Below are 26,464 nucleotides of genomic sequence, written 5' to 3'. Positions count from 1 at the left end.
AGGAGTGTATCTATGGTCAGTGTTTTGCCTAAGCCCACTTCCACCTGCGTTGTCATTGGTGCCGGACCAGCCGACGATGAAGAATGGCGCCTGCGACCGCGGCTTGTCGAGCGGGCCTTCCCTGATATTGCGGATGACAAGACATCAATGCAGTCTGAGCAAGACATACTCTGCCTGCGTGATTCTCGTCAGATGTACAAGCGCGAGATTGGCCGCACGCGCCAGCTCTCTGCCGAAGAAGTGACGGCGCTGGCCCGGCAGATGGAGCGTGCCCGTGAGGAGCGCAAGAAGGCCTATCCTGATCCCTACATCCTTGCCCAAGGAGAAGAGGCCAAGCGGCAGCTCATTGAGTCCAACCTGCGCCTGGTTGTCAGCATCGCACGTCGGTACGTGGGTCTGGGAATGGACCTGATGGATTTGGTCCAGGAAGGCAACATTGGCCTCATTCATGCCATCGAGAAATTTGACTATCGCCGGGGCTACAAATTTAGCACTTATGCCACCTGGTGGATCAAGCGCGCCATGTCGCATGCCCTGGCCAAGCAAGCCCACACCATTCGGGTGCCGCTTTACAAGCGCGAAGAGCTGAAGCGTCTGACCCAGGTGCGCCAGCGCTTGCAGCAGGACCTTGAGCGTGATCCCACGACCGAGGACCTGGCGGAGGAGCTAGATCTCTCGGAGCGGCAGGTGATCGCGCTCTTGCAGGCTAGCGAAGAGACGCTCAGCCTCGACTCACCGGCTACCAGCTCGGAAGATGAGATCCCCTTCAGGGACACCATTGAAGACGACATCGCCTACTCGCCTGAGCAGGTCGTCATTCGCCAGATGCTGGAAACGCACATCAAGGAGATGCTGCAGAGTCTCAGCCCCAACGAGCGGCGCATCCTCTGCCTGCGCTATGGTCTTCAGGGGGCACGTGAGCACTCCTTGAAAGAGGTTGGGCGCAAACTGGGAGTCACGCACGAGGCCATCAGGCAGGCCGAGGCCAAGGCCCTGCGCAAGCTGGCTGAACCTTGCCGCCAGCGGATGCTCGAAGAATTCCTTGTGCCCTGACGGAGCGGGATATGGTCGGTCGCTGGCGTCCTGGCCGGGAGACAGGAAGAGCGCCGAAGCGCTCGCTGCCCGCTCCTGGCCGGGCCAGGCCAGGCCGTCTCAGCCATGCTTGCCCAGGGGGCGCTACCGGACTCGGTCGCTCTCTTGCTCGCGCGCAACGAGCGCTATTGACAGGGAAGGAGTTGGTGGGGAGAACGAACCACCTGTCAAGTCAAGGCCAGACCCAGTCTATAGTCAGCTTCCTTATCGGATTGACGGGACCGCAAGACGAGACAGGCATGGCGGCTAAAGCGCCCGTTCCACTACCACTACGAAGGTCGAGCTATCTCAGATGGGCGGAGCAAAACCAGGAGGCGCCATCGCCTCTGGCTGGCTACCCTCCCTCCGGCGAGAGCAGTAAGAAAGCAGCAACCTGCCAGTATCATTGACCGATGAGGGCCAGATCGCTCAGCTTATTAAGGCCAGTCAGCGATTGGGCCTCGTTTCCAGGAAAGGGCAGGCTACGATGGGCAAGCTTGTCATGGTGATCGACGACTCATTGCCGGTGCGCAAGATCGTCGAGGTATGTTTGCGACGCCAGGGTATCGATTGCCTGACCTATGCTGATGGTGTAGAGGCCATCAGGACGCTTGCGCAGCAACGCGATCTCCTCCCTGATCTCGTGCTCCTGGACATAGCCTTACCGCGCCTCAGTGGCTACCGTATTGCTCAGATCCTCAAGGCCCGTCGTCCTCGGCGCCCGGTCATCATCATTCTCTCCGGCTATGATGGCGTTCTAGACCGCCTCAAGGGGCGTCTGGCCGGTGCCAGCGCCTATCTCACCAAGCCCTTTCGGACCGAAGAACTCCTGGCACTCATCAAGACGCACCTGGCTGAGGCAGAGAGCGGGTCTTCTCCCCAAGAGGCTCATGGTGAATAAACGGAAACAGAAGGGGAAGAGGCCAGCACCGGCGCAAGGCAGGAGAGACGGCGGGAGAGGCAGAGAAAAGCCTTGTCACCGGCGCTGGGCCCTCCTCTAGTGAGGAGCCTGGCAGGGCAGGACTGGGCAGGGCAGGGCTGGGAGCCGCTTACGGGCAACGGCTCAACACTTCCTCAATGCGGGCAATCTCCTCCTCACCAAGCTCAGGGTAACAGGGAATGGCCACCAGTAAATGAGCAACCTCCCGCGCTCGCTCAGCGGCCACCGTACGGCAGGGAAGCAGACCCTGGCGATAGAGAGGCTGATCAGGCACCACACTATAGGTATCGGCAACCTGGATGCCCGCCGCTCGCAGGCGGGACTCCAGCAGGTGGCGGGCTTCCAGCGTGGGCGCTTTCACCATGTAATTGAAGAAAGCATGGCCGCGGCCAGGAGCAGTATAGGGGGGCGTGAAAGAAGTGCCAGCCAGAGCAGCGTTATAGCGTGCGGCAATCTCCTGGCGACGGCTTACCCAACTAGCCAGATAGTGCAGCTGGGCCAGACACTCTGAGGCCGAATACTCGTCCATCCGTGCGCGGATACCCCAGGTCTGATGCTCATAGCGATGCCGCCCGAGGCGACCCGTATTGCGCCAGGCACGGGCCTCGGCGGAGAGAGCTGGCAGGCGGGAGCCGAGGCGTCTAGTCAACGTCAGCAGGCCCGCATCGCAGCCCAGCGAGCCGATATTTTTCACATCGCTCAGCGAAAAGCAGCCGCAATCGCCCATGCTCCCCGCCTGGTAAATATGGTTCGTCTGGGGATCGCAGTAGGTCGCGCCGTGGGCCTGGGCGGCATCCTCGATGAGAAAAAGCTCGTGCTCATCGGCCAGATCGAGCAGGGGGCGCATGTCAGCCATTTGACCCAGCATATGGACGGCGATGATGGCTCGCGTGCGCTCGCTTAGGGCGTCCCTGACGCTGGCCGGATCGATCGTATAGGTCTGAGGATCGATATCGACAAAGACAGGAATCAGACCGCCTTTGGCCAGCGCTCCGCTCTGGGACTCGAAGGCAAAGGCATCGTTGACCGCATATGCGGTCATAATAAACGTGTAGGATGGGACAATGACCTCGGCTCCCGGGGGCAGGCGCAGCAGCTCGCAGGCGGCCCGCAAAGCAGAGCTGCCGCTATTGACGGCGATCGCATCGACCACCTGCAGATAGATCTTAAATGCCTCCTCCAGGGCCTGAACACGGGGCCCATTCGTATGACTGCCGCTCTCAACTGCCTCCTCCACGACTTCGGCCACTTCCTGCTGGAGGGCGCTCAGTCGTCGTAGTAGACGGCGCCCATTGCCCTGAGCGGGAATCAGGGGCCGCGCCTCGCTCGGGGCGGCGGCAGTAGCGTAAGAAGCTGACCGGCTCATAGCTATGCCTCCTTGCTGCGCGGTCTACAATACAGGCCGCGGTGGACGCAATAGTCACTGTGCTCAAGATGAGCACTGCTGTCGTAACGATAGCCTACCATGATCAGTTGACAGATGCCTGTGATTTCTACCGGTCTCATGGTGAAAGGATGTCGATCTTACTGGATGTAAGGTGCGCTTCCGGGGCACAAGTGTGTGAGCCGCTGCGGGCAGAGGAGACTGGTCTAGGGCAGGAAGCTATACGCTTGGTAGCGGAAGGCCGTCCAGGCTGATAAGGATGTCTGGCTCAAAGAGACGGGGACAAGACGCAGATGGATGGCGCTTTTGCCCGCCGTCAACTGAGCTGGCAGCGGATAGTCTTCCTCGCGCCAGCAGTGGCGAGGCGAGCCGGGCGGGCCGTGGTTGGCCACACCGGCGCTGTACCAGATCCCGGCGAAGGCCCCATCCACGTAGACTGCGGCGCTCTGATTGGGGGTGCAGTAGTCAAAAAGACGGCGCAGAAAAGCCCCGACGTTATTGGCCGCCAGGCGGAGACTGAACGAGAGCGCCCCGCTCGCCGCACTGACAGTGCCGCTGCGCGTGATATTCCCCTGTTGGTAAATAGCGGCGGCGTGCAGATCATAGAAGTGTTCATCTACGGCCTGGTAGCCGTGTTGGAAGCGGCTGCCTGCCTGTGCGGGGAGCAGTGTATCGCTAAGAGTCGCCGTCTGACGTACTGTCCCATACCAGAGCAAGAGAGCGCGATAGGGGTAAGGACTCTGATTGTGGCTACCATGTCCCAGCCGGAAGACCAGATGGCGGTTGAAAGGGATGCTGTCGGCAACCAGGAAACGGTAGAGGGCGGCACCATCGCGCTCGCTCCCCAGGGGATTAGCTGGACCGCTGGGAAAGCCGCCCAGGGGCAGGCTGGTCTGGTGCCCGCCGTGCCAGTAATCGCCGCCGAGGCCCCACTCTTCGGTGCCTGTGACCTCGATTTGAGGAGTCAGGCTATCGTCGAGCGTGATCTCTGGATTGCCTTCCAGCGTCCCGTCGGGTCGCCAGAAATTAATCACCGTTCCCACAAGCTTGCCACTTCCGTGGACGTCCAGCAAAGTCAGGGCCTGGCCCTGTGGCGGATGGGGCACACTGGTATAGGTAGCATGAAAGGTCCCCCACCAGCTGGGAGGATCGGGAAAAGGCTCAAAAGCCACGCTCCAGTCTACGGTGGTCAGCCGTTGGGACGACTGCAGCATAAGGCGAGCGCTGCGCGAAAAAGGCATCGGCCAATAAAGATGGAAGGCCATCAGTCGCTGATTGCCACTACTCTCACTCTGGATTGTTGCCAACCAGCTGGCGACCAAAGGACGGCCCACGGGTCGGTAGAGGCCAGCGCCATCGCCAGCGAGGAACTTCACCGGAGCGACCACCGAGGGCTGCCGCTCACCGTCCCAGGTGATCGACAGCCAGCTCCTTCCAAAAGCGACCGCCTCGCTCAGCGGCACACGAAAGGTCAATTCCCGCACCTGGGCAGGCCCCCGTAGAGTCAGAAAAGTCACACGCTTCCCTGGCGGCAGGGTCAGCTGCCCACGCTTCCATTGCCAGGGGGCCGTCTCAGGCAGCGCCGTAGCGTGAGTACTAACCAGCAGGCTGGCCAGCCGCGCTGTCATACTGGCGGAACACTGCGGGGGCGTGCTCCCCCAGGGAAAGCGTCGATAGATCGCATAGAAATTGCCATTGGGGCGCGTGGTGCTCAGGGTCAGGCGTTGAGCAAAAGGAAGCGGCAGAGCAATAATACTGCTGCCCTCGTCCTCATCTACATTTAGGGAGAAAGGATATGGAAAGAGGCTGGCCAGCGGTGAGGTAGGTTGTTGCTGGCCCAAATCGCTGGCTGAGAACTTGTGCAGCTCGCCATCGCGGTAGAGCAGCCAGGGTGCACCGATCTCCTCCTGCATACGGGCGAAGGTCAAGAGGCCGGGGCCGAGCGCATCGAAAAGCACACGCCCACCGCCAGGGAGGGCACGCAGGTAATGAGAAGAATCGGCATTGTTTCCGAAAAGATCGGCGGTGGACAAACCCAGGGCGCGATCGCCGATCTCCAGATAGGCCAGCTTATCCACAAAGCGATAGGCCGCCAGGCCCAGATAGAGCGGCGGCGTGCGCCCTGGAGAGAGGGAGAACGCGGTGCAGCCGCTGGCGAGCGAGTCGAAGCCGCCCAAGGCCGATCTGCCAAGGAGCGCCACCAGCAGCGGTAGCAGCACCATGAGCAGCACCAGATGCACCAGCAGACGACCACGACTGGCTCTCTGATCCCAATACGCATCAGGCCACTGCCCTCTCATCGCAAAAGCCATCCTCTGTCTCTTCTCTCCAACGGGGGAGAGCAGGCTACTGCTCTCTCGCTCGCAAGTACCAGGTCAGCTCAGCCAAAACCTGGCTCCTCCTGCTCAGCCTGCCCTTTCCTCGCTGCCGAGGCCCCGAGGTCCGAAAGGGGCCTGAGCCGGCCAGGACAGGCCTCGCCTGGTCTCGTGCCTCAATCGATGGCAGCAACTCTGGCGGACCAGGCAGGCAGCGGAAGGAGATAGCTGCTGGAAGCAAGCGAGCCTTTTTCTCTTTCAGAAGCGTGTCTTCGTTTTAATCAGGGCTAGCTTGTTTGTAATCTTCTGCATCTATCCCTGCTTTGGAGGATAACGACTTCGGAGAAGGTTGTCAAGCAGCGAGCGGCGAAAGAAGGAGAGAGCCGAGGAGACGCCAACCGTCTCAGGTGGCGTCTCTCCTGCTCAACTGAGGGTGATCAACGGTGGTCATCGGATCGACTCAGGCCCGCAGCGAGCGCAAACGAGGGAGCGCGCGGGCAGCCTGATGGCGAGCCTCACGGAGCCGCGAGCGGGCTTCCTTCAACTTACTGGCGGGGACAACGCGCGCTGGCAGCTTCGAGCGTCGGCGGCGTTGCTGGAACAGGCGAATCAACAAAGGTAGGGCGATGAGCAACGCTAATAGCGGTAGCAAGAGCACTGGGCTGCTTGGGCGGCGCCCCTCTGCGGGTCGACCTTCGACCACAGCCGCCAGCGAAGCCAGGGTCTGGTTATAGATCCGTCGCAAGCCCAAAGGAGCGAAGAGGCGCTCAAAGAAACCGCCGAGGCCACTGCCTCCTTCCCACATTGTGGCAATGCGTACCTGCGTACGTTGCCCATCGTCGAGCGGCGTGACCGTCCAGGTTGTGATCAGTGAGGAATTGAGATCACTCTCTGTCAGGGTTTGGCCCCGTACTGGCTCGCTCACCCGCATGCGGTAGAGACGTTCCCGTCCGCCAGCGTGCAAACGAAAGCTCACCACTGTGCCCTCGCCCTGGGCGCCCTGCTCAACCCGATAGTCCTGGAAGTTAGCTGGCAGAATCTGCGGATGACGGCCCTTATAGTCAGCTAGAATCGCGTAGATATCTTCTGGCTTACCAGAGATAACCTTTTCGCTCTGAACAATAATGCGACTCACAGAAGTCCACTCCTTTCCTGATGTGCGTCTCCATTGCAACGAGCATATATGCTGATCCGTCACTTTCCTTTCTGCTCTCAGTATGGACACGGGCTATGACAGATCAATGTATATATAGAAATCTGATAACAAGAGAAGACAGAAGGGGGCGAGGGCCTGGCAGCCGTTCAGAGCGTAGCAATCAGTCAAACGCAAGATCGTTGGTTATGGTCCCGTTCCGGTAGTCCGACCCCAGTTAAGGGACAGTAGGGGTTATCGCTGTAGCGGAGGTCCTGGGAAGAGGAGAAGGAATCACTGAGGGCGTACTCCTGCTAGCGGGCTGAGCCAGGCGCGTAGCCGGGGAGGGGGAGATCGTCGGCAGTGGCGAGGCTTTCAGACCGGCGACCGTGGCTACGTGGATGCTAATCGAGCCGGGATTATCCGGCAGGCGGGACCCGTTGCCGCTGAGAGCGAGCGAGACACTCTGAATCCCTGGCTGCTGTCTGAGCAGAGCCAGCGCCTGATCTTTGGATTTCCCTTTAATCAGGTTTGCCAGTCGCTGGCGCTCTTGAGGGTCGAGGCGGTAGGCCCAGATGCCCGCGGCCTGCACGCGCAGCGTGATAAGACCCTGCTGGTGAGGATCGAGGGTAGCCGACACGATGTTCGTGGCGATCTGGCCGGCCAGGTTGTAGCCTGGCCCTGGGTTGCGCGCGGCATCGTTAGCGAGCAGGCTGGCGGCTAGAACGCGAGCCCCCACCTGATCGTAGACCTCGCCGCTGCAGACGACAGTCACCGTCACTGTCACCTCTGACACCCGGTCGCCTGCCTGATGGTCGGCGCTCGTCAAGGCCGGGCACTCTGCTCCGCCGACGAAGCGCTCATTAGCTGCCGCTCGTGCCTGGAGATCGCGCTGGGCTGCTGCAATGAGGCTCATCTGGAGGGCCGTGCTGGCCTGATCGATATCGCTTTGTTGTACATAGGTATAGGGCTGAGGATCGGCCCCGCCGCTAAAGGCCAGGGAATTTTGGACGGTGATGCCGCTGCTACAGCAAGAAACAGTGTGGAAGGCGAAGGCCGGGAGATTCCCTTGACTGCCTGGCTGCAAAGCATGAGCGAGGACGTTCGCGCTGGACTCCACAGGAGGTGTAGCCGCTGGCAGCGAAGCTGTCTGATCGGTGATGACCTGAACGCCCCTTTGGTCGCTCAGGATGGTGCCTTTCGGAATACGTTGAGGTACAGGCAAAGCATTGTAAAAAGTCAGAACACCCTTGGCCCGCGTTGCCGGGGTCACGCCGTGCCCGCTGGCTGGTACCTGGCGGCTCTGGCGCAATTCGGATGAGGCCAGCAGGCGTGCGCCGATCTGGTGGCGAGCGGCGTTAGCGGAGACGCCCGGTTGCCCGGTCAGGGTATAGATCTGCTGAAGAGGGCGCGTTTGGGGAACGATGGTGACGCTGGCGGCGCTGGCTGCCCCACCGAAGAACTGACTCAGGGGGATCAGCGCGATGCTGATGAGTAGGAGCAGTCCAATGACCAGGCCGAGCAGCAGCCAGAGACGTTTACGAGTAAGAAAGCTGCTGGACGGACGGGCCTGGTGCCTCAACAGAGAGGGGGGGCGACCGCTCATCACTGGCACCAGAGGAAGGAGAGTGCCGGCTGTTCTCTCATGAGCAGTGGGGAGACTGCTTGCGGTAGGGGGAGCCTCGCTCTCGGGTGCTGCTGAAGCTGGGCCTGGCAGAGCGCCGGCACGCGGCTCCTCGGCAGTGCCTCTGGCGGGCGCGGGGGGGGGCGCCAGCTCCTCGGCGGCGGCAGCGCTCTCGCCTGGCGAAGGCTGATAGAGCCGAGTTGTGGTGGCATAGTCTTCCAGCGAGGAAAAGACAGGAAAGCCTTGTTGGCGAGCGTAGTTAGCCACCTTCGAGCCGGGCTGAGCAATAATGACAAGCTGCATCTGCAGCTTGCGCTGCAGCTCGCGCAACCCTTCGAAATCAACCTTGCGGTAGAAAGCCTTATTGTCGGCTGGCAGAAGCAGCAGCGTCTGTCTGCGCCCCAGCTTCTCTTGCGTCAAGATAGCTGTGAGCACCTGCTGGCGTGGATCACCGGGTCGCACCTCGATGATACTGAGAGCCTGGCTGCGCAATACCTCTGATGGGGGCAGCTCACCGCTGTGATGCTCTTTCATGTTCCGTGCCTCCTTGCTCTCTGCGAAGGCCGCCGCCAACTAGTGATAGACTCACTGCCTGGATTATGAGCTTGGACGCTTGCTTTGTCAAGTGGCGAAAAGAGAAGGCTCCTGATCGTTCCAGCGGAAATACGCTACATGCTCGATATGGCCCTCGACGGCCAGGGCAGCGGTATAGGCCGGTGCTGGCTCGATGGCCAGCAGCGACCAGCGCTGAGGAGCATCTGGCTCTTCGGTGCTGGCCAGCAGCCTGGCGGGAGATGCGGGAGTCAGCGACACCTCAAAAGCATCCAAAGGCAGCGCAAGGCCCTGACCGCGCGCCTTGACATAGGCCTCTTTGCTGGTCCAGCAGCGGAAAAAGGCTGGCAGCTTCTCCTCGTCTGCCAGACTGAGGAGCGTCCGATATTCCGCGGGCGCAAAGTAGCGGGCGGCGAGCTGCTCCAGCTCGGCCTCTGGCAGAGGGCGCAAATACTCCAGGTCGATGCCGATCGCCCGTCCGCCTGTCACAGCATAGAGAGCGAGCGCTTCGGAGTGCGACAGATTGAATGTCAGCCTCGGCTGAAGGCGAGCTGGCTCAGGATCTAGCTCTGGCTTTCCCCAGGGATTGGTACGCAGGCGCAACTGCTGTGGAAGCAACCCAAGATAGCGGCTCAGGATGAGGCGCAGGATCGCCCGCGCTACCATAAACTGCTGGCGGGCCTGCGCCGAGCGAAAGCGAGCGGCGTGTTCCTGTTCTGCAGGCGTCAGAACTGTGGCCAGCTCTGCCATCCTGGCGGTGGGCAGAGCCAGCGAGGCGCACCAGATATGGACCTCGCCCTGGGCGAGACTCAGCTGAGCTGGCGCACATGGCCAGTAGTACCAGGGGAGCATAGTGCTCATGTAGTGGCCTGGCCCTCCTTCTTTCATTGGCAACGGAGCCGGGTGCCTGGTCCTTCCCCTCAGCAGAGGAAGGAACTGGTGAGCACCCACACCTCTGTCTCTCTCTTCATTACATAGGACGTGCCAGGTGGCATCTCCTGTTGCAACAACCCGGCTGGGCGCCAGGGACCAAAACCAAAACTGTGGCTCCAGGCCAATGTCTTCCCCGGGACTTGACAGCAGCGGCAAAAAATGGTATAAATCCCAAAAAAGCAACCCATTCTAAGAGCGAAAGGCGTTGCGGGATGAGTAGCGGCCAGGCCGCATTCAGAGAGCGAACGGTTGGTGCAAAGTTCGTATGCTGGCAGGTCGTGAAGAAGGTCCCGAAGCCGCGAGAAGAAATCGTCCCGTCCGCTGAGGCGGGCGAGAGTAGACCTCTGCCGGAGGCCCCCGTTAACGGGCAGGAGTGCAGTCTCGCTCCTGGAGAAGCTCACCCAGGGATTGAAACCAGGGATTGAAAGAAAGAAAGAAGATCAGGGGATTGCACTCGCCGAGGTCGCTGCCGTGAGGTAGCGGCGAATGAAGGTGGTACCGCGAGAGCCGCCATCTCTGTTGCGCTCTTCGTCCTTTCGAGGATGAAGAGTTTTTTTGTTGCTGCAGTCCATGACCTATGACGCCATCCGCTTACCACAGACCCGCGGAGAAAACGGACAGCAGCAGTAGCAGAAAAGAAGCAGGCGACTCAGAGTGAGAGCCTGGTGAGAGCCGGCCAGCGGGGACCGGGCCACACGCGCCGGTTACTGGTTCTCTAAAGAGAGCCTGATAGGTAAACAAGCAAGCAAGCAAACAAACAGATACGGTCACAGTCAGAGAAGGCGCTGAAGGGGACAGGTAGCGGTTCCTCCGATAGCCAGAGAGCGAGCGGTTGGTGGAAAGCTCGTCTATCGTGAGCCGTGAGAAAGACCCTGGAGCCGCGAGAAGAAATCGTCCCGTCCGCTGAGGCGGGCGAGAGTAGACCTCTGCCGGAGGCCCCCGTTAACGGGCAAGAGCACGCTGGCGTGCTCGCTGAGGCCGGTGCGCAGGAGTGCCGGCGAATGAAGGTGGTACCGCGAGAGCTGTCGATTGCGATTACTGACGCTCTTCGTCCTTCGCGAGAAGGGGCGAAGAGCGTTTTTGTTTGGCTGTAGCTGGTGAAAGACCCTGGCCTGCAATCAGGCTGCTAATCAGGAGGAACCGTCATGAGCAAACTGGTGGCCCTCTGTCCAGAGTGTGAGGCCGAAATTGATCTGCAGAATAGACTTGTCGGCGAAATCGTCTATTGTCCCGATTGTAATGCTGAGCTGGAGGTAACCAACCTGGAGCAGCCAGCGGTGGCGCTGGCCCCGCGTGTTGAAGAGGATTGGGGTGAATAGAGCATGAGGCTGGCAATTCTGACCTCGCGCATCCGCGTTGAGGAGAAGCTGCTCATCGAGGCTATGCGCCAGCGCAACATCGCCTTTGACCTGCTCAACGATGGCGAGCTGCTTCTCGATCTGGCGCGTCCCGATGAGCGCTGGCGCTCCTACGATGCCGTGCTGTGTCGCAGCGTGAGCCAGTCCCACGGCCTGGCAGTGGCTCAGGTTCTGGAGAGTTGGGGAGTGCACGTCTTCAATCGTCCAGCAACAACAGCTCTTTGTAACGATAAGCTGCAAACCACCCTGGCCTTGCTGCGCGCCGGCATTCCTACGCCGCGTACGCTCCTGGCCTGTAGTGCCGAGAGCGCTCTGCGCGGCATTGAGGCCCTGGGCTATCCTGCGGTCATCAAGCCAACCACCGGTTCCTGGGGGCGGCTGCTCGCGCGCGTCAATGACCGCGACGCTGCTGAGGCTGTGCTGGAGCACCGCGAGACGCTAGGCTCCTATCAGCATCACCTGCACTATATCCAGGAATATATACAGAAGCCGCAACGCGATATTCGAGCTTTTGTTGTAGGAGAGCACACAATATGCGCGATCTATCGCACAAGCGAGCACTGGATCACGAACACGGCCCGCGGGGCGCAGGCCAGCAATTGCCCAGTTACTCCCGAGCTTGATGCCCTCTGTGTCCGTGCGGCGCAGGCGGTTGGCGGTGGCATCCTGGCCATTGATCTCCTGGAAGACGAAGAGCGTGGTCTGCTGGTTAACGAAATCAATGCCACAATGGAATTCCGCAATAGCATCGCTCCCACCGGGGTCGACATTCCTGGCGCGATGCTGGACTACATCGAGCAATGCGTGCTGCAAGGAGCGGAGCGATGAGTCAGGTGCGCGTAGCGATCGTGGGCGGCTCGGGCTACACAGCGGGCGAGCTGCTGCGTCTACTGCTTTTCCATCCCCAGGTGGAGATTGCCCAGGTGGCTTCCAGCAGTCACGCTGGCCAGTATGTGCATAGCCTGCATCCCAATCTGCGCAAACTCTGCGGCCTTCGTCTCTGCCATTATGATGACCTGTCGACTTGTGACGTGATCTTTCTCTGCATGCCGCATGGAACGGCGATGCAGGCTATCGAGCGTTACCGCAATCTGGCGCCAGTAGTCATTGATCTCTCGGCAGATTTTCGCCTGCGCTCGCCGGACCTCTATCTGCGCTGGTATGGAAAGGAGCATCCGCAGCCGGAGCTGCTGGCCCAGGCTGTCTATGGGCTGCCCGAGCTGCATCGGCAGGAACTACGCGAGGCGGCCCTCATCAGCGGAACGGGCTGCATGGCCACGGCGGCCATCCTCGGTCTGGCTCCGCTCTATCGGGCTGGCCTTGTTGACCAGGGGCTGCCCCTGGTAGTCGATGCGAAAGTTGGCTCCTCGGCGGCGGGCGCTACGCCGGGGCCGGGAAGCCATCATCCCGACCGCAGCGGGGCGGTCCGCTCGTTCCAGCCGACCGGTCACCGCCATAGTGCCGAGCTGATCCAGGAGCTAGGCGCTCTGGCTGGCGTGGGTGGCTCCTGGCGGCAGACGCTGGCCTTTTCGGCGACCGCGGTGGAGCTGGTGCGTGGCGTGCTGGTCACTGCCCAGGTCTTCTTGAACACTGACCTCGATGAGAAGGTGATCTGGCGCCTCTATCGCGAGGCCTATCGTGAGGAGCCGTTTATTCGCCTGGTCAAAGAGCGAAGCGGTGTCTACCGCTATCCAGAGCCGAAGATTCTGGCTGGCAGCAACTACTGTGACATAGGCTTTGAACTCGACACGGACCAGCGCCGCCTGGTGGTCATGGCCGCGCTGGACAACCTGGTGAAAGGGGCCGCCGGCAACGCCGTGCAGGCGCTCAACTGTCGCTTTGGCTGGGATGAAACCCTGGGGCTGACCTTCCCAGGGCTGCATCCGATCTGATCTGAGTGCTGTTCTGTTCGGTTCGGTTCGGTCAGGAGAGCAAGAGAAGAGGAGGCACGGGCCATGACTCTCGTTGTCAAGATTGGCGGTGGGGCCGGGATTGATGCGACGCCGGTTGTTGAGGAGATTGCGCGCCTGGTGAGGGAGGGCGAGCGGGTAGTGGTGGTACATGGCGGCTCCCAGCTCACGAATGAGCTGAGCGAGCGCCTGGGCCACCCCATGCAGGTTCTCACGGCTCCCAATGGAATGACCAGTCGCTATACCGATGCCGAGACCTTGCGTATTTATGCGATGGCAGTAGCTGGTCAGATCAACACGGAACTGGTGGCGCTCCTGCAGCGCTGCGGTGTCAATGCTGTGGGGCTGGCTGGCGTTGATGGTCAGCTACTGCGAGCGCGGCGCAAGACGGCCCTGCGGGCGGTGATGCCGGATGGCCGCGTGCGTGTGGTGCGCGATGACTACAGTGGGCAGATCGAGCAAGTCAATGCCCCGTTGCTGCGCCTGCTCCTGGAGGCGGGCTATACACCGGTAGTAGCGCCGCTGGCCCTGGGTCTGGAGGGAGAGCGCTTGAATGTTGACGGGGACCGGGTGGCGGCGGCGGTCGCGGCAGCCTTGGGGGCGGAGACGCTGGCCATTCTCACTAACGTGCCGGGGTTGCTGCGCGATCTGGCCGATCCGCGCAGTGTGGTGCCCACGATCGTGGCCCACGAGCTGGAGCGCTATCTCTCCTACGCTCAGGGGCGCATGCGTAAGAAGTTGCTCGGCGCTCAGGAGGCCCTGGCTGGTGGAGTGCGCCGCGTCTGCATTGGCTCTGGCTCGCTGGCGGCGGTTCTGGCGGGTGCTGGGACAGTCATTGCCGCTTCCAGCTCCTGTGAGGCTGAGGCGTCCCCAGTTTATCAGCAGCCGGCGCTCTCGGGGGAGGTGCGGCGATGAGCATACTCAGCGAACCAGCGGCGGCCTTCGAGACGCTGATGGATCTGGAGCGCCTTCACACCAGCGGCGTCTACAACAAGCGGCCAGTGGAGATCGTGCGCGGCGAGGGGGCGCTGCTCTGGGATGCGCGGGGACGCTGCTACATTGACTGCGCCGCCGGGCATGGAGTGGCAAACATCGGACATGGGCGGGCGGAGATTGCCGCAGCGCTGGCGGCCCAGGCGCAGCGCCTGATTACCTGCCCCGAGAGTGTCTACAACGATGTGCGGGCGCGTCTGCTAGAGCGTCTGGCGCAGCTCATGCCGTCCGGATTGCAGCGTTTCTTTCTCTGCAACAGTGGGGCTGAAGCGGTCGAAGGAGCGATCAAGTTTGCTCGTCTGGCGACCGGACGACCGGGCATCATTGCCACTCTGCGTGGCTTTCACGGACGCACGTTCGGCGCGCTCTCGGCCACCTGGGAACGCAGCTATCGCGAGCCATTTGCTCCTCTGGTACCAGAGATCAGGCATGTGCGCTACAACGACCTGGCGGCTCTGGAGCGAGCGATCGACGATCAGACAGCAGCGGTTCTCATTGAGCTGGTCCAGGGAGAAGGCGGGGTCCATGTGGCCGATGCGACCTACGTGCGTGAGCTGGCCAGGCTCTGCCAGGAGCGTGGAATCTTGCTGATCGTCGACGAGGTACAGACTGGCTGCGGACGCACGGGGCGCTTCCTGGCCTGCGAGCATTATGGGCTGCAGCCCGACCTGCTCTGTCTGGCTAAAGGAATCGCCGGAGGGTTGCCGATGGGAGTAGTGGCACTTGGTGAGCGTGTAATTGCCAGCGGGCGGCTGACGCCGGGCACGCATGGCAGCACCTTCGGCGGCAATCCGTTGGTCTGTGCTGCGGCCCTGGAGACGCTGGACATCATCGAGCGCGAGGAACTGGCTGAGAGAGCCGCGCGCCTCGGTCAGCATGCTCTGGAGCGTCTGAGGGCACTGCAGTCGCCGCTGATTCGCGAGGTGCGTGGCCTGGGCCTGCTGCTCGGCGTCGAACTGCGCACGCGCGTGCAACCCTATCTCGAAGCGCTGCTAGAGCGCGGCGTGCTGGCCCTGCCCGCAGGTCCCAACGTCATCCGCTTGCTGCCGCCGCTAGTCATCAGCGAGGAGCAGCTTGACCAGGCGCTCGACTGCCTGGCAGAGGTATTGCAAGCCGGCCAGCCGGCAGCGACGGCAGAGCCTCGTCCTGCGCACGCGCAGACGGCCTCGGCAGGGGAAGGGGCAGCCGCTGAACAGGCTGCTGAGATTGAGCTGCTCTATCGTATGGTCAGCATTCCCAGTCTCTCGGGTCAGGAGCGTGTCCTTGCGACCTGGCTGGCCGAATATCTGCCACGCCTCGGACTACAAACTGCCATTGACGAGGTCGGCAACCTGATCGCCACGGTACCTGTGGCCGCGGAAGCCGCCCGACGAGCGCCGCTGGTGCTGCTGGGGCATATGGATACCGTGCCCGGGGCGATCCCGGTGGCTTTCCGCGAGGGCAGACTTTACGGACGTGGGGCCGTGGATGCCAAGGGGCCGCTGGCGGCTTTCCTGGCGGCGGCAGCGCGCCTGGTGGGGCGTCGCCATCTGCAGCGTCCTATTGTGGTCATTGGGGCTGTCGAAGAGGAGGCGGCCACCTCGCGTGGAGCGCGTGCCGTCGTAGAGCGCTATCGTCCCTATGCGTGCATGATCGGCGAACCAAGCGGCAGCCGGGCGGTGACGCTCGGCTACAAAGGGCGACTGCTTGTTGACGGGCGAGTGGTACGTCCCTGTGGTCACAGCGCTGGGCCACGCCAGACGGCGGCGGAGGCAGCCGCGGCCTTCTGGGAGCGGGTCAGGCAGCATGCAGAGGAGTGGAACCGTCTGCATGGTGGCAGCTCACCTTTTGCGTCGCTGCAGCCGGTGCTGCGCAGCATCGAGAGTGAACAGGATGGTCTCCATGAGTGGGCGACGCTGCGCATTGGCTATCGTCTGCCGCTGGCCTGCTCAGCGCAGGCGCTGCGTGAGGAACTGCAGCACTGGGCAGAAGAGTCAGATCTAGCATTAGAATTCAGTGGCGAAGAAGCTGCCTTTCAGGCACCGCGCACGACCAGGCTGGTGCGCGCCTTTGTGCAGGCCATGAGGGCAATGGGAATCCAGCCTGCCTTTAAAGTCAAGACCGGCACTTCGGATATGAACGTCGTGGGGCCGGCCTGGGGACCTGAGATTGTGGCCTATGGTCCGGGCGACGCGCGCCTGGATCATACACCCGGGGAACACCTTGCTGTGGAGGAATATATGGAGGCCATTGCCATCCTGGAGCGCGTGCTGACAAGCCTGGCTCAGGAGGTGGCAGGCGGAGAGGAGGACGAGGAGCGATGAGACGAGCGCTGCACATTCTCGATACGACGCTCAGAGAAGGCGAGCAGTTCGCCGGCGCTTTCTTCAATCTGGAGCAGCAGATTGCTATTGCTCGTATGCTGGATGCCTTCGGCGTCGATTTCATTGAGGTACCCTCGCCGATCTCGGCGCCGCGCATCCGCGAAGCCATCGAGCATCTCTGCGCCCTGGGGCTGCGGGCGCGCATCGTGACCCATGTGCGCTGTGTTGAGGCGGATGTCGAGGCAGCTCTGGCAACCCCGGTGGCCGGCGTCAACCTCTTCTATGGCACCTCACCCGAGTTGCGCTCTTATAGTCATGGTAAGCGCATCGAGAGGATTATCGCCGATGCCGTGCCGCTGATCCAGCGCATTCGGGAGGCGGGGCGCTATGTGCGTTTCTCGGCTGAGGATGCCTTCCGCAGTGATCTGGTCGACCTGTTGACCGTCTTTGATGCCGTAGTGGAGGCTGGGGTGGAGCGCATCGGCCTGCCCGATTCGGTGGGCATTGCCACGCCGCGCCAGGTCGAGCGCATCATTCGCCTCTGTGCCGAGCGCTATCCCCAGGTTGGGATCGAGTTTCATGGGCACAACGATAGCGGCTGCGCCATTGCCAATACCGTTGCCGCCTATGAAGCCGGTGCGGATTGTCTGGATGTGACTGTACTGGGCATCGGCGAGCGCAATGGCATTGCTTCACTGAGTGGCCTGGTGGCGCAGCTCTACCTGCATTATCCTGAGACGCTGCAGCAGCGCGATTTAAGGCAGTTAGCGCCTCTCGATGATTATGTTGCTCAATGTCTTCATCTCCCTATCCCTTTCAATAATCCGATTACAGCGCCGTACGCCTTCACTCATCGCGCGGGTGTGCACACGCGGGCCATTCTCAACAATCCGCGGGCCTATGAGATCCTGAATCCGGCGGACTTTGGCCTGGAGCGCCGGGTAGACCTGGGTTCGCGCTTCACGGGCAGCCATGCTGTCGCTCATCGAGCTGCGGAGCTGGGGCTGCAGCTGAACGATGAGGAAGTGCGTGAGCTGACCTGGTCGCTGAAAATGCGAGCTGAGGAGGGGCCGCTCTCGTCAGAGGCCGTTGACGCTTTTATTCAATCCTGGTATGAGCAGCAAAGGAGTACCGCATGGGAACGCTAGCCGAAGAGATCTTTAGCTATAAACTGGGCCGGCCAGTGAACGCTGGCGAGATTGTGATCGTCGACGTTGATCACGTCATGAGCCATGACACGACCTCGCCGCTGGCCATTCAAGCCTTTCGCAAACTGACGGGCGAGCGCGGCGGGCACGTCTTTGATCCCGCACGTGCGCACATCGTGTTTGATCACATTGTCCCGGCGGCCACCGTGGCGGCGGCTACTCTCCAGCGAGATATCCGCGGCTTTGCCCGTGAGCAGGGCATCCAGATCCTGCAAGAGGGCATTTGTCATCAGGTGATGCCGGAGCGTGGCTTTGTGGCACCGGGCGAGATTATCGTTGGGGCTGACAGCCACACCTGCACCTATGGCGCCCTCGGAGCCTTCGCCACCGGCATGGGGTCGACCGATATTGGCGTAGCCTATGCTACAGGGCGCAGTTGGTTCCGCGTCCCCGAGACCATCAATGTGCGCCTGACGGGGCAGTTGCAACCCGGCGTCTATGTCAAAGATGTGACGCTGGAGCTGGTGCGGCGTATTGGTGTGGATGGGGCCAACTACCGCGCCCTGGAGTATAGCGGCCCGCTTGTCGAAGCTCTTTCGGTCAGCGAGCGCTTCACGCTCTGCAACATGGCCATCGAGATGGGAGCCAAGACCGGTCTGGTCGCGCCCGATGCCACCACCGAGGCTTGGCTGCGTGGGCGTGTCAATCGTAGCTATCCGATGCTGCAGCCGCAGAATCCGCGCTACGAGCGTGTGGTCGAAGTCGATGTCTCAGAGTTGTCACCGCTGGTGGCCTGCCCGCCGGATGTCAACAACGTGGTCCCGGTTGAGCAGGTCGAGCACATTCAGATCGATCAGGTTTTCCTGGGCACCTGTACCAATGGCCGGCTGGACGATCTGGCGATCGCGGCCTCGATCTTGCGCGGGCGCACCATTCATCCTACTACGCGCATGGTCGTTATTCCAGCCTCGCGGGAGGTCTATCTGGAGGCGCTGCGCCTGGGCTACATTGAAACCTTTATCCAGGCTGGGGCCTCGGTCGGGACGCCGGGCTGTGGCCCCTGCATTGGTAGACACTTCGGTGTGCTTGGTCCCGGCGAGCGTGCCCTGACGACGATGAATCGCAATTTCACCGGGCGCATGGGCGATCCCACTGCCGAGATCTATCTAGGCAGTCCGGCCACGGTGGCGGCAACGGCCATCACCGGGCATATCACCGATCCGCGCCAGTTCCTTGCTTGAGTGTGTGAGCAGGTGCTGGTGAGCAAAAGGAGACGAGAGGGCAGATGCTCTGTCCAGTAGAGCAACGACTGTAGATTGAGAGTGAGAGAAGGAGCGATCAAGAGCATGGGACGTATCTGGAAGCTCGGTGATAATATCAATACCGATGTCATCATTCCGGGGCGTTACAATGTCACGACCGACCGTGCGCAGCTGGCGAAGTACTGTCTCTGTGAGATTCTGCCGGAGTTTGCCCAGCAGGTGCGCCCGGGCGACATCATTGTGGCCGGCCACAATTTTGGCTGTGGCTCCTCGCGCGAGCATGCCCCGGCGGCCATTCAAGCCAGCGGCGTCAAGGCGGTGATTGCCCGTAGCTTTGCTCGCATTTTCTACCGCAATGCCATTAACATCGGGCTGCCTGTCCTGATCTGCGAGGAGGCTGTGCTCAATAGTGAGGATGGGCAAGAGGCCGAAGTCGAGCTGGAGCAGGGTCTGATTACCAACCTGACCACCGGCCAGCGCTTTCAGGCGCAGCCGCTACCGCCCTTTATTGCGCGCATTGTGGAGGCTGGGGGCATCATCGAATACATCCGGCGTGAGGGCACGCTGCGATGAGCGCGGCCATCTTTCGGCGGGAACTGGTTCAGGACGAGCCGGCGCTGATCTGCGTCGTTGCCGGCGATGACGCCGCGCCCGAAGTAGTCTGGCCCACCGTGGAGGTCTTGCGGCGCCTGGTGCCGGAGTTGCGCTTTGTCAGAGGGAGCAGTGGGCGTGAGGCCGAGGAGCGCTACGGAGCGGCCTTTCCGCAGGAGACGCAGGAGCTGATCGACAGGGCGGTGTGCACGCTCTTTGGGGCCAGTGGCGGACCAAGCCGGCCTGTGCTCTGGTATCTGCGCTGGGGCAAAGATACGCGCGTCAACATTCGTCCGGTGTGCTGGCAGCCGGGCTATCGCAGTCCGATGCGCGAGCCGGAGCATTTCGATTTTGTCATTGTGCGCGACAATCTGGAGGGGATGTATCCACCGCGCGAAGGAGACCTGGCCGAACTGGCGGCCCTGGCGAGCAGCCGCAGCTGGTGGCAGCCGCCGCCGGTGGACCGTCAGGGGGCCTATGCGGTGCGCATCTGCACCGATGAGCAAATGGCCTATGTGGCGCAGGCTGCCTGTGAGCTGGCCCTGGAGCGCAAGGCTCAGGGCTATCCGGGACGGGTGACGCTCGGCGCCAAGTATTCGATTCAGCCGCGCACCGATGGGCGCTTTCGCGAGATAGTGCGCGAGACGGTGCATCGCTATGGAGAGCTGGAGTATCAGGAGTTCCTGATTGATGATCTGGCGCGGCGCATGGTAGCGGTGCCTGAGAGCCTCGATGTGGTTGTGCTCTCGAATGAGCACGGCGACATTCTGGCCGATATGGCCGCTGGCTGCATTGGAGGGCTTGGTCTGGCACCAAGTGGCTGCTATGGTCCCGCCTATGCCTATTTTGAGCCGGTGCACGGTTCCGCACCGGATCTGGCTGGCAAGGGGGTGATTAACCCGACGGCCATGCTGCTCTCTGGGGCCATGTTGCTGGACTATCTTGGCTATGGAGAGCAGGCGCGGCGCTTGAGGAAGGCCGTTGCTGAGGTCTATCGGCGCGGGCAGGTGCTGCCTCCTGATCAGGGGGGCAGGGCGACCACCGAGGAATTCGTGGCAGCGGTGGGGCAGCTTCTCTAGAGACTGATGAGCAGACGGTGGAGAGCAGGGGCGCGCCCCGGCTGAGTCTGGCAGATGATGCAGGCTGCCAGTGACTCAGCCGGGGCGCGCTCTCTTTTTGCTTGCTGGCAGGAAAACTGTGGCGGGTGGGAGAGTCATGTCAAGAAGCGCAGTGGGGTCAGGAGCCACTCGCTGAGGCGCACATACCAGGGCCGCTGCTCCCAGTCTTCGAGGCGCAGCTCGAAGGCATTGGTCTTATCGTACTTGAAAAGGACCTCCATCTGACGGGCCAGGTCGCCGTTGTAGATCTCCACGTTGATCTCGTAGTTGCCGATCGAGCTGAGGCGGTCGAGGTTGGCGGTGCCGATGGTTGCCCATTCGCCATCGATGGTGCAGGTTTTGGCGTGGAGCATGTGGCGATAGCCGAAGATGCGGATGCCGGCCTTGAGGCATTCGCTGAAGTGGCTGCGCGAGAGCCAGTCGGCGATGATGTGGTTGGACATCCAGGGGACGAGAATCTCGACGTCGACGCCACGCCGGGCGGCAGCCTTGAGGGCGTCGAGCAGAATGGAATCGGGAACAAAGTAGGCGTTAGTGAGGTAAATAAACTGCTGGGCGCGGTCGATGGCCTCGATGTACATGTCGCGGATGGGGAACATGAGGCGCATGGCGCTGGTGCCGCGCACGTTGATGAGCGGGTTGAAGCAGCGCGGGTGGCGCCTGGTGATGCGTTCATAGGCGGGTACGTGCTGGTTCCAGAAGTCGACGAAGGACTGGGCCAGGTCGGCGGCGGCTGGCCCGCGGATGCGCAGGTGGGTGTCGCGCCAGCTGGTGGCGTAGGTTTCGCCGATGTTGTAGCCGCCGATGAAGCCGATTTTGCCGTCGACGACGAGTAGTTTGCGATGGTCGAGAGCATAGCGTCGCGGATCGAAAAGATGCCAGGGGTAGCGGAACGCCTGGTACTGGAGCACATGAATGGTGGGAGGGAAGATTTTGAATTTGCGCGGGACAACCAGGTTGGCGAACCAGTCGAAGATGACGTAGACGGCAACGCCTTCTTCGGCTTTGCGAATGAGGTGTTCTTTAAAGGCGCGGCCAACGCTGTCGTCTTTCCAGATATATGATTCCAGATAAATGGTTTCTTGAGCGGAGTCGATGGCGGCGAGCATATCGTCGTAGAGGTCGCGCCCGTAGTCGTAGAGCTGCAGGTGGTCCTGTCCGATGGTGACCTCAGCAAAGCGCGTGTGTGGGAAGCCGCCCTGGGGAAGGTAGCGCTTGCGCTGACGCGAGATAACTTGCAGGATGATCAGGGTGATGGCCTGGGCGCTGAGGATGGCCCCCACGGTGCGTAGGAGCAGGCGCTTAAGGGAGAAGTGGCGTGCGAGGGAGATGAGCAAGGCCATCGCTATGCTTGTTGGGCTGCTGCGCTCTCGATGCTCTCTATGCCTCATGTGGTTTTCTCCGTTCGTACTGTCTGTGAGGATGGCTGTTGTGTGTTCTCTCTGGCTGGTTCATAGGCTCTCGGTCCGGCCAGGCCCGGCCCGGCTGGTCCTGCTAGTGCCGATGGCGGCTGGCTGAGGTACCCCCGTTGTCCTCTGCTGTTCCCGGCTGCCTTGATATGATAGCGTACTTTGCCCCCTCGGGGAAGGTGAGAATGGAGCAGGGGTGAAATTCTCCGGCTCGTTACTGCCCTTATGAGAGAGGACACCTTTTACTCTCTAGCCATAACTCGCTCATGCTTCCGCATAGGTATTGCTGGTCACTTGTGTAACGATAGATTGCCAGATTTTCATATGTAAGGTATATTTACACGTCGTAGGGGTTGAAAAAGTGGCGAGATTTTTTAGTAAAAAATAGTGATCCTATTCAGGGTAACGTAGTTGGTTGATAGGTGTATTAGTGAAATTCATAAAAATTTATGAAGAAAATCATATACCCCTTTGAAGTGGGAGGGCTATAACTATGCTATACTCCTATTGTCTGCCGGGTAGGGCAGCTAGAGAGCGCTGTAGACATCAGAAGGAGGTAGTGCAGCTGTGGCCTATGCTCTGGTAGCGCTCGACACCGATCGTATCAAAAACTACGTCTTCAGCACCGATCGTCTGAGAGAGATCCGGGGTGCCAGCTCTATCCTCGACCGACTCAACCGTGAGATCATGGGAGCCATCGCCAGGGATCTCGATCCCAACGCGCGGGTGGTCTATGCCAATGGCGGCTCGGGCCTCTTCTTGCTGGCTGAGGACAAATCAGAAGAATTCGTGAGACGAGTCCAGGCCAGATACCGCGAAGAAACCCAGGGTGGGGCTACTGTCACGGGCGCTGTGCAGCGGCTGCCAGCGGAGTTGGCTGAGCCTGATCTCTGGCAGGCTAACCTGCTCCAGCAGCTTGACCTGCTGCGCTACAAGCTGCGCCGCGCCAAGGATTGCCCACCGGCCATCGTGGCCTTGCCGTCTCATCCGCTGCTCCAGCTCTGCGACTCCTGCGGCCTTGCATATGCTGCCGGGCAAAGCCCCTGGAGAGAGCCTCGGGGGGAAGAGCAGCGTTACTGCCCTGTCTGCCTTCAGAAGAGAAGAGAGGATGCTCAGATCAAGAAAAGTATTGACGGCTTGGTGGATGCCAAATTGAGTGGCAAGGCGCTGGACTCTGCTCATGGCGCAAAGCAAGCGGTGCTTTGGAAGAAGCTGATCGAGTTGCTGCCGCTTGATTACTTCCAGGAAGCTGGCCAGCCGTGCAAACCGGAGCGCCCACGTGATATCGATACCTTGCGCGCCGTTGCCAGCAGTGGTCGAGGTAGTGGTAGTGTCAGAGACTATCTCGGCCTGATCTACGCCGATGGCAACGGTATGGGCAGCAGGATTGAAAAGCTCTCGACCCTCAAACAAATCGAAGAATTCGCCAGCGATATCGACGATGCCATCTACGAGGCCCTGGCGAGCGCAGTCGCTGAACACCTCAAGCCGGTCCCCGTGAAGGGCCTGTTGGATGAGGAGGACAACGGGGAGGAGAATGGTCAGGCAAGACAAGAAGCTCAGCCAAAGGGCGACTATTTCTTTCCCTTCGATGTGCTCTTGCTTGGCGGCGACGACCTGATGCTGCTGACCAGCGGTGATCGTGCCCTTAACGTGGCGCTGGAGGTGGCCCGTGTCTTCCGTGAAAAGGCAGGTAAGCAGCAGGGCACACTCTCAGTGGGGGTAGTTTTTGCCCCATTGAAGTATCCTTTCGGCCTGATGCACGATCTGGCGGAGAATGCGCTCAGGTTCGCTAAGAAGCAGGCCCGGGTGGACCAGTGGCGTGACGCCGGAGATGGCGACGACACGCGCATCAATTTCCTGGTCGTAGCTGGCGCCGGTACCCATGAATTTGACTATCTCTACAAGACCGTCTACTGCAAGCGTGAGGCCGACACTGAATTCCGTGCCACGCTACGCCCCTATCGGCTCCCCGCGCTGGAGGATCTGCTACAAGCCATTCGCGAAGCGAAGCGCCTGGGTTTTCCGCGCTCCAAGTTGCATCAGCTACGCGAGGCCGTGCTCAAAATGAACCGGACCAGCACCGTTCCCGAGGCCCTGGCGGCCCTACAGGGCTGCCGCGACAGAGAGCGCGAGTTTCTGCTGAAACGGCTCTATGACTTCAGTCAGCGCTATCTCCTGCGCGGGGACCAGTCGATAGAAAACGCTAGTCTCTTCCAGGGTTTCCCGCGTGTCATTTTCCCCTGGTCGCGGCTTCAAGACCAGGGTCAGTCGGGGCGAGAGATCTACCTGACGCCGCTGCTCGACCTGGTCGAACTCTACGATTTTGTGGCAGCAGAGGAGGGCGAGCGTGAAAGCGAGGACTGACCGCCTGTCGATCGATTACAGCTTAACCTTCCTTACTCCCTTCCATTTTGGGACTGGCTTCCGCCGGGGATTGGTCGATCGTACAGTAGCGCGTGATCAGCAGGGCTGGCTCTACGTACCCGGGGCTACCTTTAAGGGGGCCGTCCGCGAACGCTGCGAGCAACTGGCCCGCACCTACGAAGAGCTGGCTGAAATGTACCAGCTCATGGCTACTCCGCACGATGATGAGCTGGCCCTGCGCGGCCTCGGGTCACGCGTCAGCATGATCACACGTATCTTCGGCTCGCAGATGCTGCCCGGAACGCTCTTCTTTGACAACGCTCGCCTCTTGACGACCGCGGAGACGGCTCCGACTGCAGGGACAGCATCCACGGCGGAAGGACTGCAAGAGTCTCCCGAAGCCCTGGTAACCCCCTATACGCAGGTCCGCCTGCGGCGCCTTACGCGCACGGCGGTCCCTGGTGCCCTCTACACCAGCGAGTTTGGTCGGCGCCATCTAACTTTCTCCGGCACCATTCGCGGCTGGCTGACCTGCCTGCCTCTTGATGAGGAGCCGCGTAGCCCGACTTACTCGCTGCTGCTCTTGCTCGCGGGCCTGCATCTGGTCGAGCAGCTCGGAGCCAACAAGTCAACGGGAAAGGGGCGTTGTCACTGCGACGTGCTGCGTCTGGAAATCAACGGTGAGGAGTATCCTCCCGAAGAATGGCGCGGCTGGCTGGCGCGTCTCGACGAGCTGATGTACTATTCGACGGCGCAGGAGGATGAAGAATGAACGCTTTCACCCTGCTGCTGCAAGCCCGCGCGCCGCTGGCCATTCGCGCTGATCATGCCCCCTCTGGCTTTGGTTGCCTGGACTACCTGCCTGGCACGAGCCTGGCTGGTAGCCTGGCTGGTCTGCACCGTCTGCTCTATCCGACCCAGCGTGACGAATTCAGTCGCCTCTTTCTCAGCGGGCGCGTACAATTTCCCGACCTGTTGCTCGCTCCTCTGGTCTCGGATGGAGAGAAGAAAAATAAGTCCCAGCAAGAGATAGCACTCAGCCCTGTCTATCCGCTGCCGCGCACGGCCCAAAGCTGCAAACGGCACCCAGGCTTTAAAAGCGATAGCGGTCAGGAAGCGGACGAGAACGGGCACGGCGTGAGCGATACACTGTTTGCCTGGGCTGTCTTTGCTCTGCAGCCCGGCAATGAATCGCAAGCGATCAAGGCGCTTAAAAAGCTGCACTCCTGTCCTAGTAAGGACTGCAGTGCCTCGATGCAGAGCATTACCGGTTGTTATGCGCGACACAACGGGGCCTTTCATCTGGCCGATTATCGCGGGCGGCGGCACCTACAGACTCATACTGGCATCGACCGCTTGCGAGGAACTGTACAGGAAGAGATCCTTTACAATCGTGAGGTTCTGGACGAGGGAACCTGCTTCTGGGGACTGGTGAAAGCCTCCGACGAAGAGGCCCCTTTGCTCCAGCGCTTTATCGAGGAGGTGGGCCACTCGGGTCTGGTGCGCATTGGAACGGGGCGCACACGCGGCCTCGGCGCAGTTGAGCTGACGCTGACTCCTCTGCAAGATGCAGCGACCTCTTTGGCTCGTTTCCGTGAGCGCCTGCTGACCTTCGATCGCAAGCTGAAGGACTACCTGGCCAGTCATGAGCTATGCAACGACCAGAAGCCTTTCTACTTTGCCCTTACGCTCTATTCGCCGACCATCCTCTGCGATCAGTTCCTGCGCTATCGCGGGCGCATCGATGAGACCGCTCTGGCGGAGCTGCTCGGCCCGCCTTTCACCAGCGATGATCTGCGCTGTCTTCACACGGCGGCAGCGCTGCGTCGAGTAACGGGTTGGAACGATCTCTGGGGGCTGCCACGCGCCGCTGAGTATGCCATTGAGCGTGGCTCCGTCTTCCTCTTCGCTTACTGGGAGCGCAGCGGCGCCGGCCTTGATCGGCTGATTGAAGCCCTCTTCCGCCTGGAAGAGGAGGGCATCGGTCGCCGTCGCAACGAGGGTTTCGGTCGGGTGTGCGTGTCTGATCCTTTCCATTTTGAGGTGTTGTAGTC

The 26,464-nt window shown here is 61.1% G+C and carries 20 protein-coding genes; 14 read left to right on the top strand and 6 right to left on the bottom strand.

All coding sequences use genetic code 11. The features are described 5' to 3' along the window. Together BGC09_RS05875 and BGC09_RS05870 are read left to right on the top strand one after the other, a co-directional pair. The coding region (locus BGC09_RS05875) for a sigma-70 family RNA polymerase sigma factor (RefSeq protein ID WP_218103976.1) at nt 1-1,053 on the top strand (1,053 nt) is incomplete at its 5' end. A gap of 505 nt (nt 1,054-1,558) precedes the next feature. Next, complete coding sequence (locus BGC09_RS05870) at nt 1,559-1,972, top strand: response regulator (protein ID WP_069802966.1); 414 nt, start codon at nt 1,559-1,561, stop codon at nt 1,970-1,972. Nucleotides 1,973-2,120: 148 nt separating this feature from the next. Here BGC09_RS05870 and BGC09_RS05865 read toward each other — a convergent pair whose 3' ends face one another. From BGC09_RS05865 to BGC09_RS05845, 5 genes are all read right to left on the bottom strand, one after another. Next, complete coding sequence (locus BGC09_RS05865) at nt 2,121-3,377, bottom strand: DegT/DnrJ/EryC1/StrS family aminotransferase (protein WP_069802950.1); 1,257 nt, start codon at nt 3,375-3,377, stop codon at nt 2,121-2,123. A gap of 224 nt (nt 3,378-3,601) precedes the next feature. After that, a complete protein-coding gene (locus BGC09_RS05860; protein WP_069802949.1) occupies nt 3,602-5,707 on the bottom strand; it encodes a DUF2961 domain-containing protein in 2,106 nt (701 codons plus the stop codon). A gap of 463 nt (nt 5,708-6,170) precedes the next feature. Then, nucleotides 6,171-6,845, bottom strand: coding sequence for an SRPBCC family protein (locus BGC09_RS05855; protein ID WP_069802948.1), 675 nt, complete (start codon nt 6,843-6,845; stop codon nt 6,171-6,173). A gap of 235 nt (nt 6,846-7,080) precedes the next feature. Continuing rightward, complete coding sequence (locus BGC09_RS05850; RefSeq protein ID WP_069802947.1) at nt 7,081-9,000, bottom strand: baseplate J/gp47 family protein; 1,920 nt, start codon at nt 8,998-9,000, stop codon at nt 7,081-7,083. A gap of 87 nt (nt 9,001-9,087) precedes the next feature. Continuing rightward, complete coding sequence (locus BGC09_RS05845) at nt 9,088-9,879, bottom strand: 4'-phosphopantetheinyl transferase family protein (protein WP_176728852.1); 792 nt, start codon at nt 9,877-9,879, stop codon at nt 9,088-9,090. 1,217 nt (nt 9,880-11,096) lie between these two features. Here BGC09_RS05845 and lysW point away from each other — a divergent pair. The 9 genes from lysW to BGC09_RS05800 all read left to right on the top strand — a co-directional run bounded on the left by lysW (nt 11,097) and on the right by BGC09_RS05800 (nt 20,595). Beyond that, nucleotides 11,097-11,270, top strand: coding sequence for a lysine biosynthesis protein LysW (lysW, locus tag BGC09_RS05840; RefSeq protein WP_052887885.1), 174 nt, complete (start codon nt 11,097-11,099; stop codon nt 11,268-11,270). Nucleotides 11,271-11,273: 3 nt separating this feature from the next. After that, entirely contained in the window at nt 11,274-12,137 is an 864-nt protein-coding gene (gene lysX / locus BGC09_RS05835; protein ID WP_069802946.1) for a lysine biosynthesis protein LysX, read from the top strand. Beyond that, a complete protein-coding gene (gene argC / locus BGC09_RS05830) occupies nt 12,134-13,201 on the top strand; it encodes an N-acetyl-gamma-glutamyl-phosphate reductase (RefSeq protein ID WP_069802945.1) in 1,068 nt (355 codons plus the stop codon). The genes lysX and argC overlap by 4 nt, the downstream gene beginning before the upstream one ends. A gap of 63 nt (nt 13,202-13,264) precedes the next feature. Next, complete coding sequence (locus BGC09_RS05825; protein ID WP_069802944.1) at nt 13,265-14,134, top strand: [LysW]-aminoadipate kinase; 870 nt, start codon at nt 13,265-13,267, stop codon at nt 14,132-14,134. After that, nucleotides 14,131-16,515, top strand: coding sequence for a [LysW]-lysine hydrolase (locus BGC09_RS05820; RefSeq protein ID WP_069802943.1), 2,385 nt, complete (start codon nt 14,131-14,133; stop codon nt 16,513-16,515). The genes BGC09_RS05825 and BGC09_RS05820 overlap by 4 nt, the downstream gene beginning before the upstream one ends. Next, nucleotides 16,512-17,663, top strand: coding sequence for a LeuA family protein (locus BGC09_RS05815; protein ID WP_069802942.1), 1,152 nt, complete (start codon nt 16,512-16,514; stop codon nt 17,661-17,663). The genes BGC09_RS05820 and BGC09_RS05815 overlap by 4 nt, the downstream gene beginning before the upstream one ends. Beyond that, complete coding sequence (locus BGC09_RS05810) at nt 17,651-18,904, top strand: 3-isopropylmalate dehydratase large subunit (RefSeq protein WP_069802941.1); 1,254 nt, start codon at nt 17,651-17,653, stop codon at nt 18,902-18,904. The genes BGC09_RS05815 and BGC09_RS05810 overlap by 13 nt, the downstream gene beginning before the upstream one ends. 96 nt (nt 18,905-19,000) lie before the next feature. Next, the gene (locus tag BGC09_RS05805; RefSeq protein WP_069802963.1) at nt 19,001-19,498 is read left to right on the top strand and encodes a 3-isopropylmalate dehydratase small subunit; all 498 of its coding nucleotides are present in this window, start codon (nt 19,001-19,003) and stop codon (nt 19,496-19,498) included. Next, the gene (locus BGC09_RS05800; protein WP_069802940.1) at nt 19,495-20,595 is read left to right on the top strand and encodes an isocitrate/isopropylmalate family dehydrogenase; all 1,101 of its coding nucleotides are present in this window, start codon (nt 19,495-19,497) and stop codon (nt 20,593-20,595) included. Before BGC09_RS05805 ends, BGC09_RS05800 begins: the two co-directional genes overlap by 4 nt. Before the next feature lie 134 nt (nt 20,596-20,729). Here the strand turns inward: BGC09_RS05800 and BGC09_RS05795 are convergent, their stop codons facing one another. Beyond that, nucleotides 20,730-22,025 carry a phospholipase D-like domain-containing protein gene (locus BGC09_RS05795; protein ID WP_218103975.1) on the bottom strand — a complete coding sequence of 432 codons (1,296 nt, stop codon included), beginning with the start codon at nt 22,023-22,025 and terminating at the stop codon, nt 20,730-20,732. A 585-nt stretch (nt 22,026-22,610) separates the two neighbouring features. Between BGC09_RS05795 and BGC09_RS05790 the strand changes: the two genes are divergently transcribed. Genes BGC09_RS05790 through BGC09_RS05780 form a run of 3 tightly spaced genes read left to right on the top strand, consistent with a single transcriptional unit; the run spans nt 22,611 to nt 26,462 of the window. Beyond that, the gene (locus BGC09_RS05790; RefSeq protein ID WP_069802938.1) at nt 22,611-24,410 is read left to right on the top strand and encodes a Cas10/Cmr2 second palm domain-containing protein; all 1,800 of its coding nucleotides are present in this window, start codon (nt 22,611-22,613) and stop codon (nt 24,408-24,410) included. Next, nucleotides 24,394-25,182: an RAMP superfamily CRISPR-associated protein gene (locus BGC09_RS05785; RefSeq protein WP_069802937.1), complete on the top strand. Its 789-nt coding sequence runs from the start codon at nt 24,394-24,396 to the stop codon at nt 25,180-25,182. The genes BGC09_RS05790 and BGC09_RS05785 overlap by 17 nt, the downstream gene beginning before the upstream one ends. Beyond that, the gene (locus BGC09_RS05780; RefSeq protein WP_069802936.1) at nt 25,179-26,462 is read left to right on the top strand and encodes an RAMP superfamily CRISPR-associated protein; all 1,284 of its coding nucleotides are present in this window, start codon (nt 25,179-25,181) and stop codon (nt 26,460-26,462) included. Before BGC09_RS05785 ends, BGC09_RS05780 begins: the two co-directional genes overlap by 4 nt. The last annotated feature ends 2 nt before the right edge of the window (nt 26,463-26,464 follow it).

Source organism: Thermogemmatispora onikobensis (assembly GCF_001748285.1).
Classification (GTDB): Bacteria; Chloroflexota; Ktedonobacteria; order Ktedonobacterales; family Ktedonobacteraceae; genus Thermogemmatispora; species Thermogemmatispora onikobensis.
The sequence above is the reverse complement of the archived record's forward strand: the minus strand, read 5'-3'. Positions and strand labels throughout refer to the sequence as shown.

What these genes read in the sequence shown, in the direction of transcription:
- lysW (WP_052887885.1), top strand. Translation starts at nt 11,097, where the DNA reads ATGAGCAAACTGGTGGCCCTCTGTCCAGAGTGTGAGGCCGAAATTGAT.
- lysX (WP_069802946.1), top strand. Translation starts at nt 11,274, where the DNA reads ATGAGGCTGGCAATTCTGACCTCGCGCATCCGCGTTGAGGAGAAGCTG.
- BGC09_RS05795 (WP_218103975.1), bottom strand. Translation starts at nt 22,025, where the DNA reads ATGAGGCATAGAGAGCATCGAGAGCGCAGCAGCCCAACAAGCATAGCG.
- BGC09_RS05865 (WP_069802950.1), bottom strand. Translation starts at nt 3,377, where the DNA reads ATGAGCCGGTCAGCTTCTTACGCTACTGCCGCCGCCCCGAGCGAGGCG.
- BGC09_RS05815 (WP_069802942.1), top strand. Translation starts at nt 16,512, where the DNA reads ATGAGACGAGCGCTGCACATTCTCGATACGACGCTCAGAGAAGGCGAG.
- BGC09_RS05810 (WP_069802941.1), top strand. Translation starts at nt 17,651, where the DNA reads ATGGGAACGCTAGCCGAAGAGATCTTTAGCTATAAACTGGGCCGGCCA.
- BGC09_RS05820 (WP_069802943.1), top strand. Translation starts at nt 14,131, where the DNA reads ATGAGCATACTCAGCGAACCAGCGGCGGCCTTCGAGACGCTGATGGAT.
- BGC09_RS05850 (WP_069802947.1), bottom strand. Translation starts at nt 9,000, where the DNA reads ATGAAAGAGCATCACAGCGGTGAGCTGCCCCCATCAGAGGTATTGCGC.
- BGC09_RS05870 (WP_069802966.1), top strand. Translation starts at nt 1,559, where the DNA reads ATGGGCAAGCTTGTCATGGTGATCGACGACTCATTGCCGGTGCGCAAG.
- BGC09_RS05780 (WP_069802936.1), top strand. Translation starts at nt 25,179, where the DNA reads ATGAACGCTTTCACCCTGCTGCTGCAAGCCCGCGCGCCGCTGGCCATT.
- BGC09_RS05845 (WP_176728852.1), bottom strand. Translation starts at nt 9,879, where the DNA reads ATGAGCACTATGCTCCCCTGGTACTACTGGCCATGTGCGCCAGCTCAG.
- argC (WP_069802945.1), top strand. Translation starts at nt 12,134, where the DNA reads ATGAGTCAGGTGCGCGTAGCGATCGTGGGCGGCTCGGGCTACACAGCG.
- BGC09_RS05800 (WP_069802940.1), top strand. Translation starts at nt 19,495, where the DNA reads ATGAGCGCGGCCATCTTTCGGCGGGAACTGGTTCAGGACGAGCCGGCG.
- BGC09_RS05860 (WP_069802949.1), bottom strand. Translation starts at nt 5,707, where the DNA reads ATGGCTTTTGCGATGAGAGGGCAGTGGCCTGATGCGTATTGGGATCAG.
- BGC09_RS05825 (WP_069802944.1), top strand. Translation starts at nt 13,265, where the DNA reads ATGACTCTCGTTGTCAAGATTGGCGGTGGGGCCGGGATTGATGCGACG.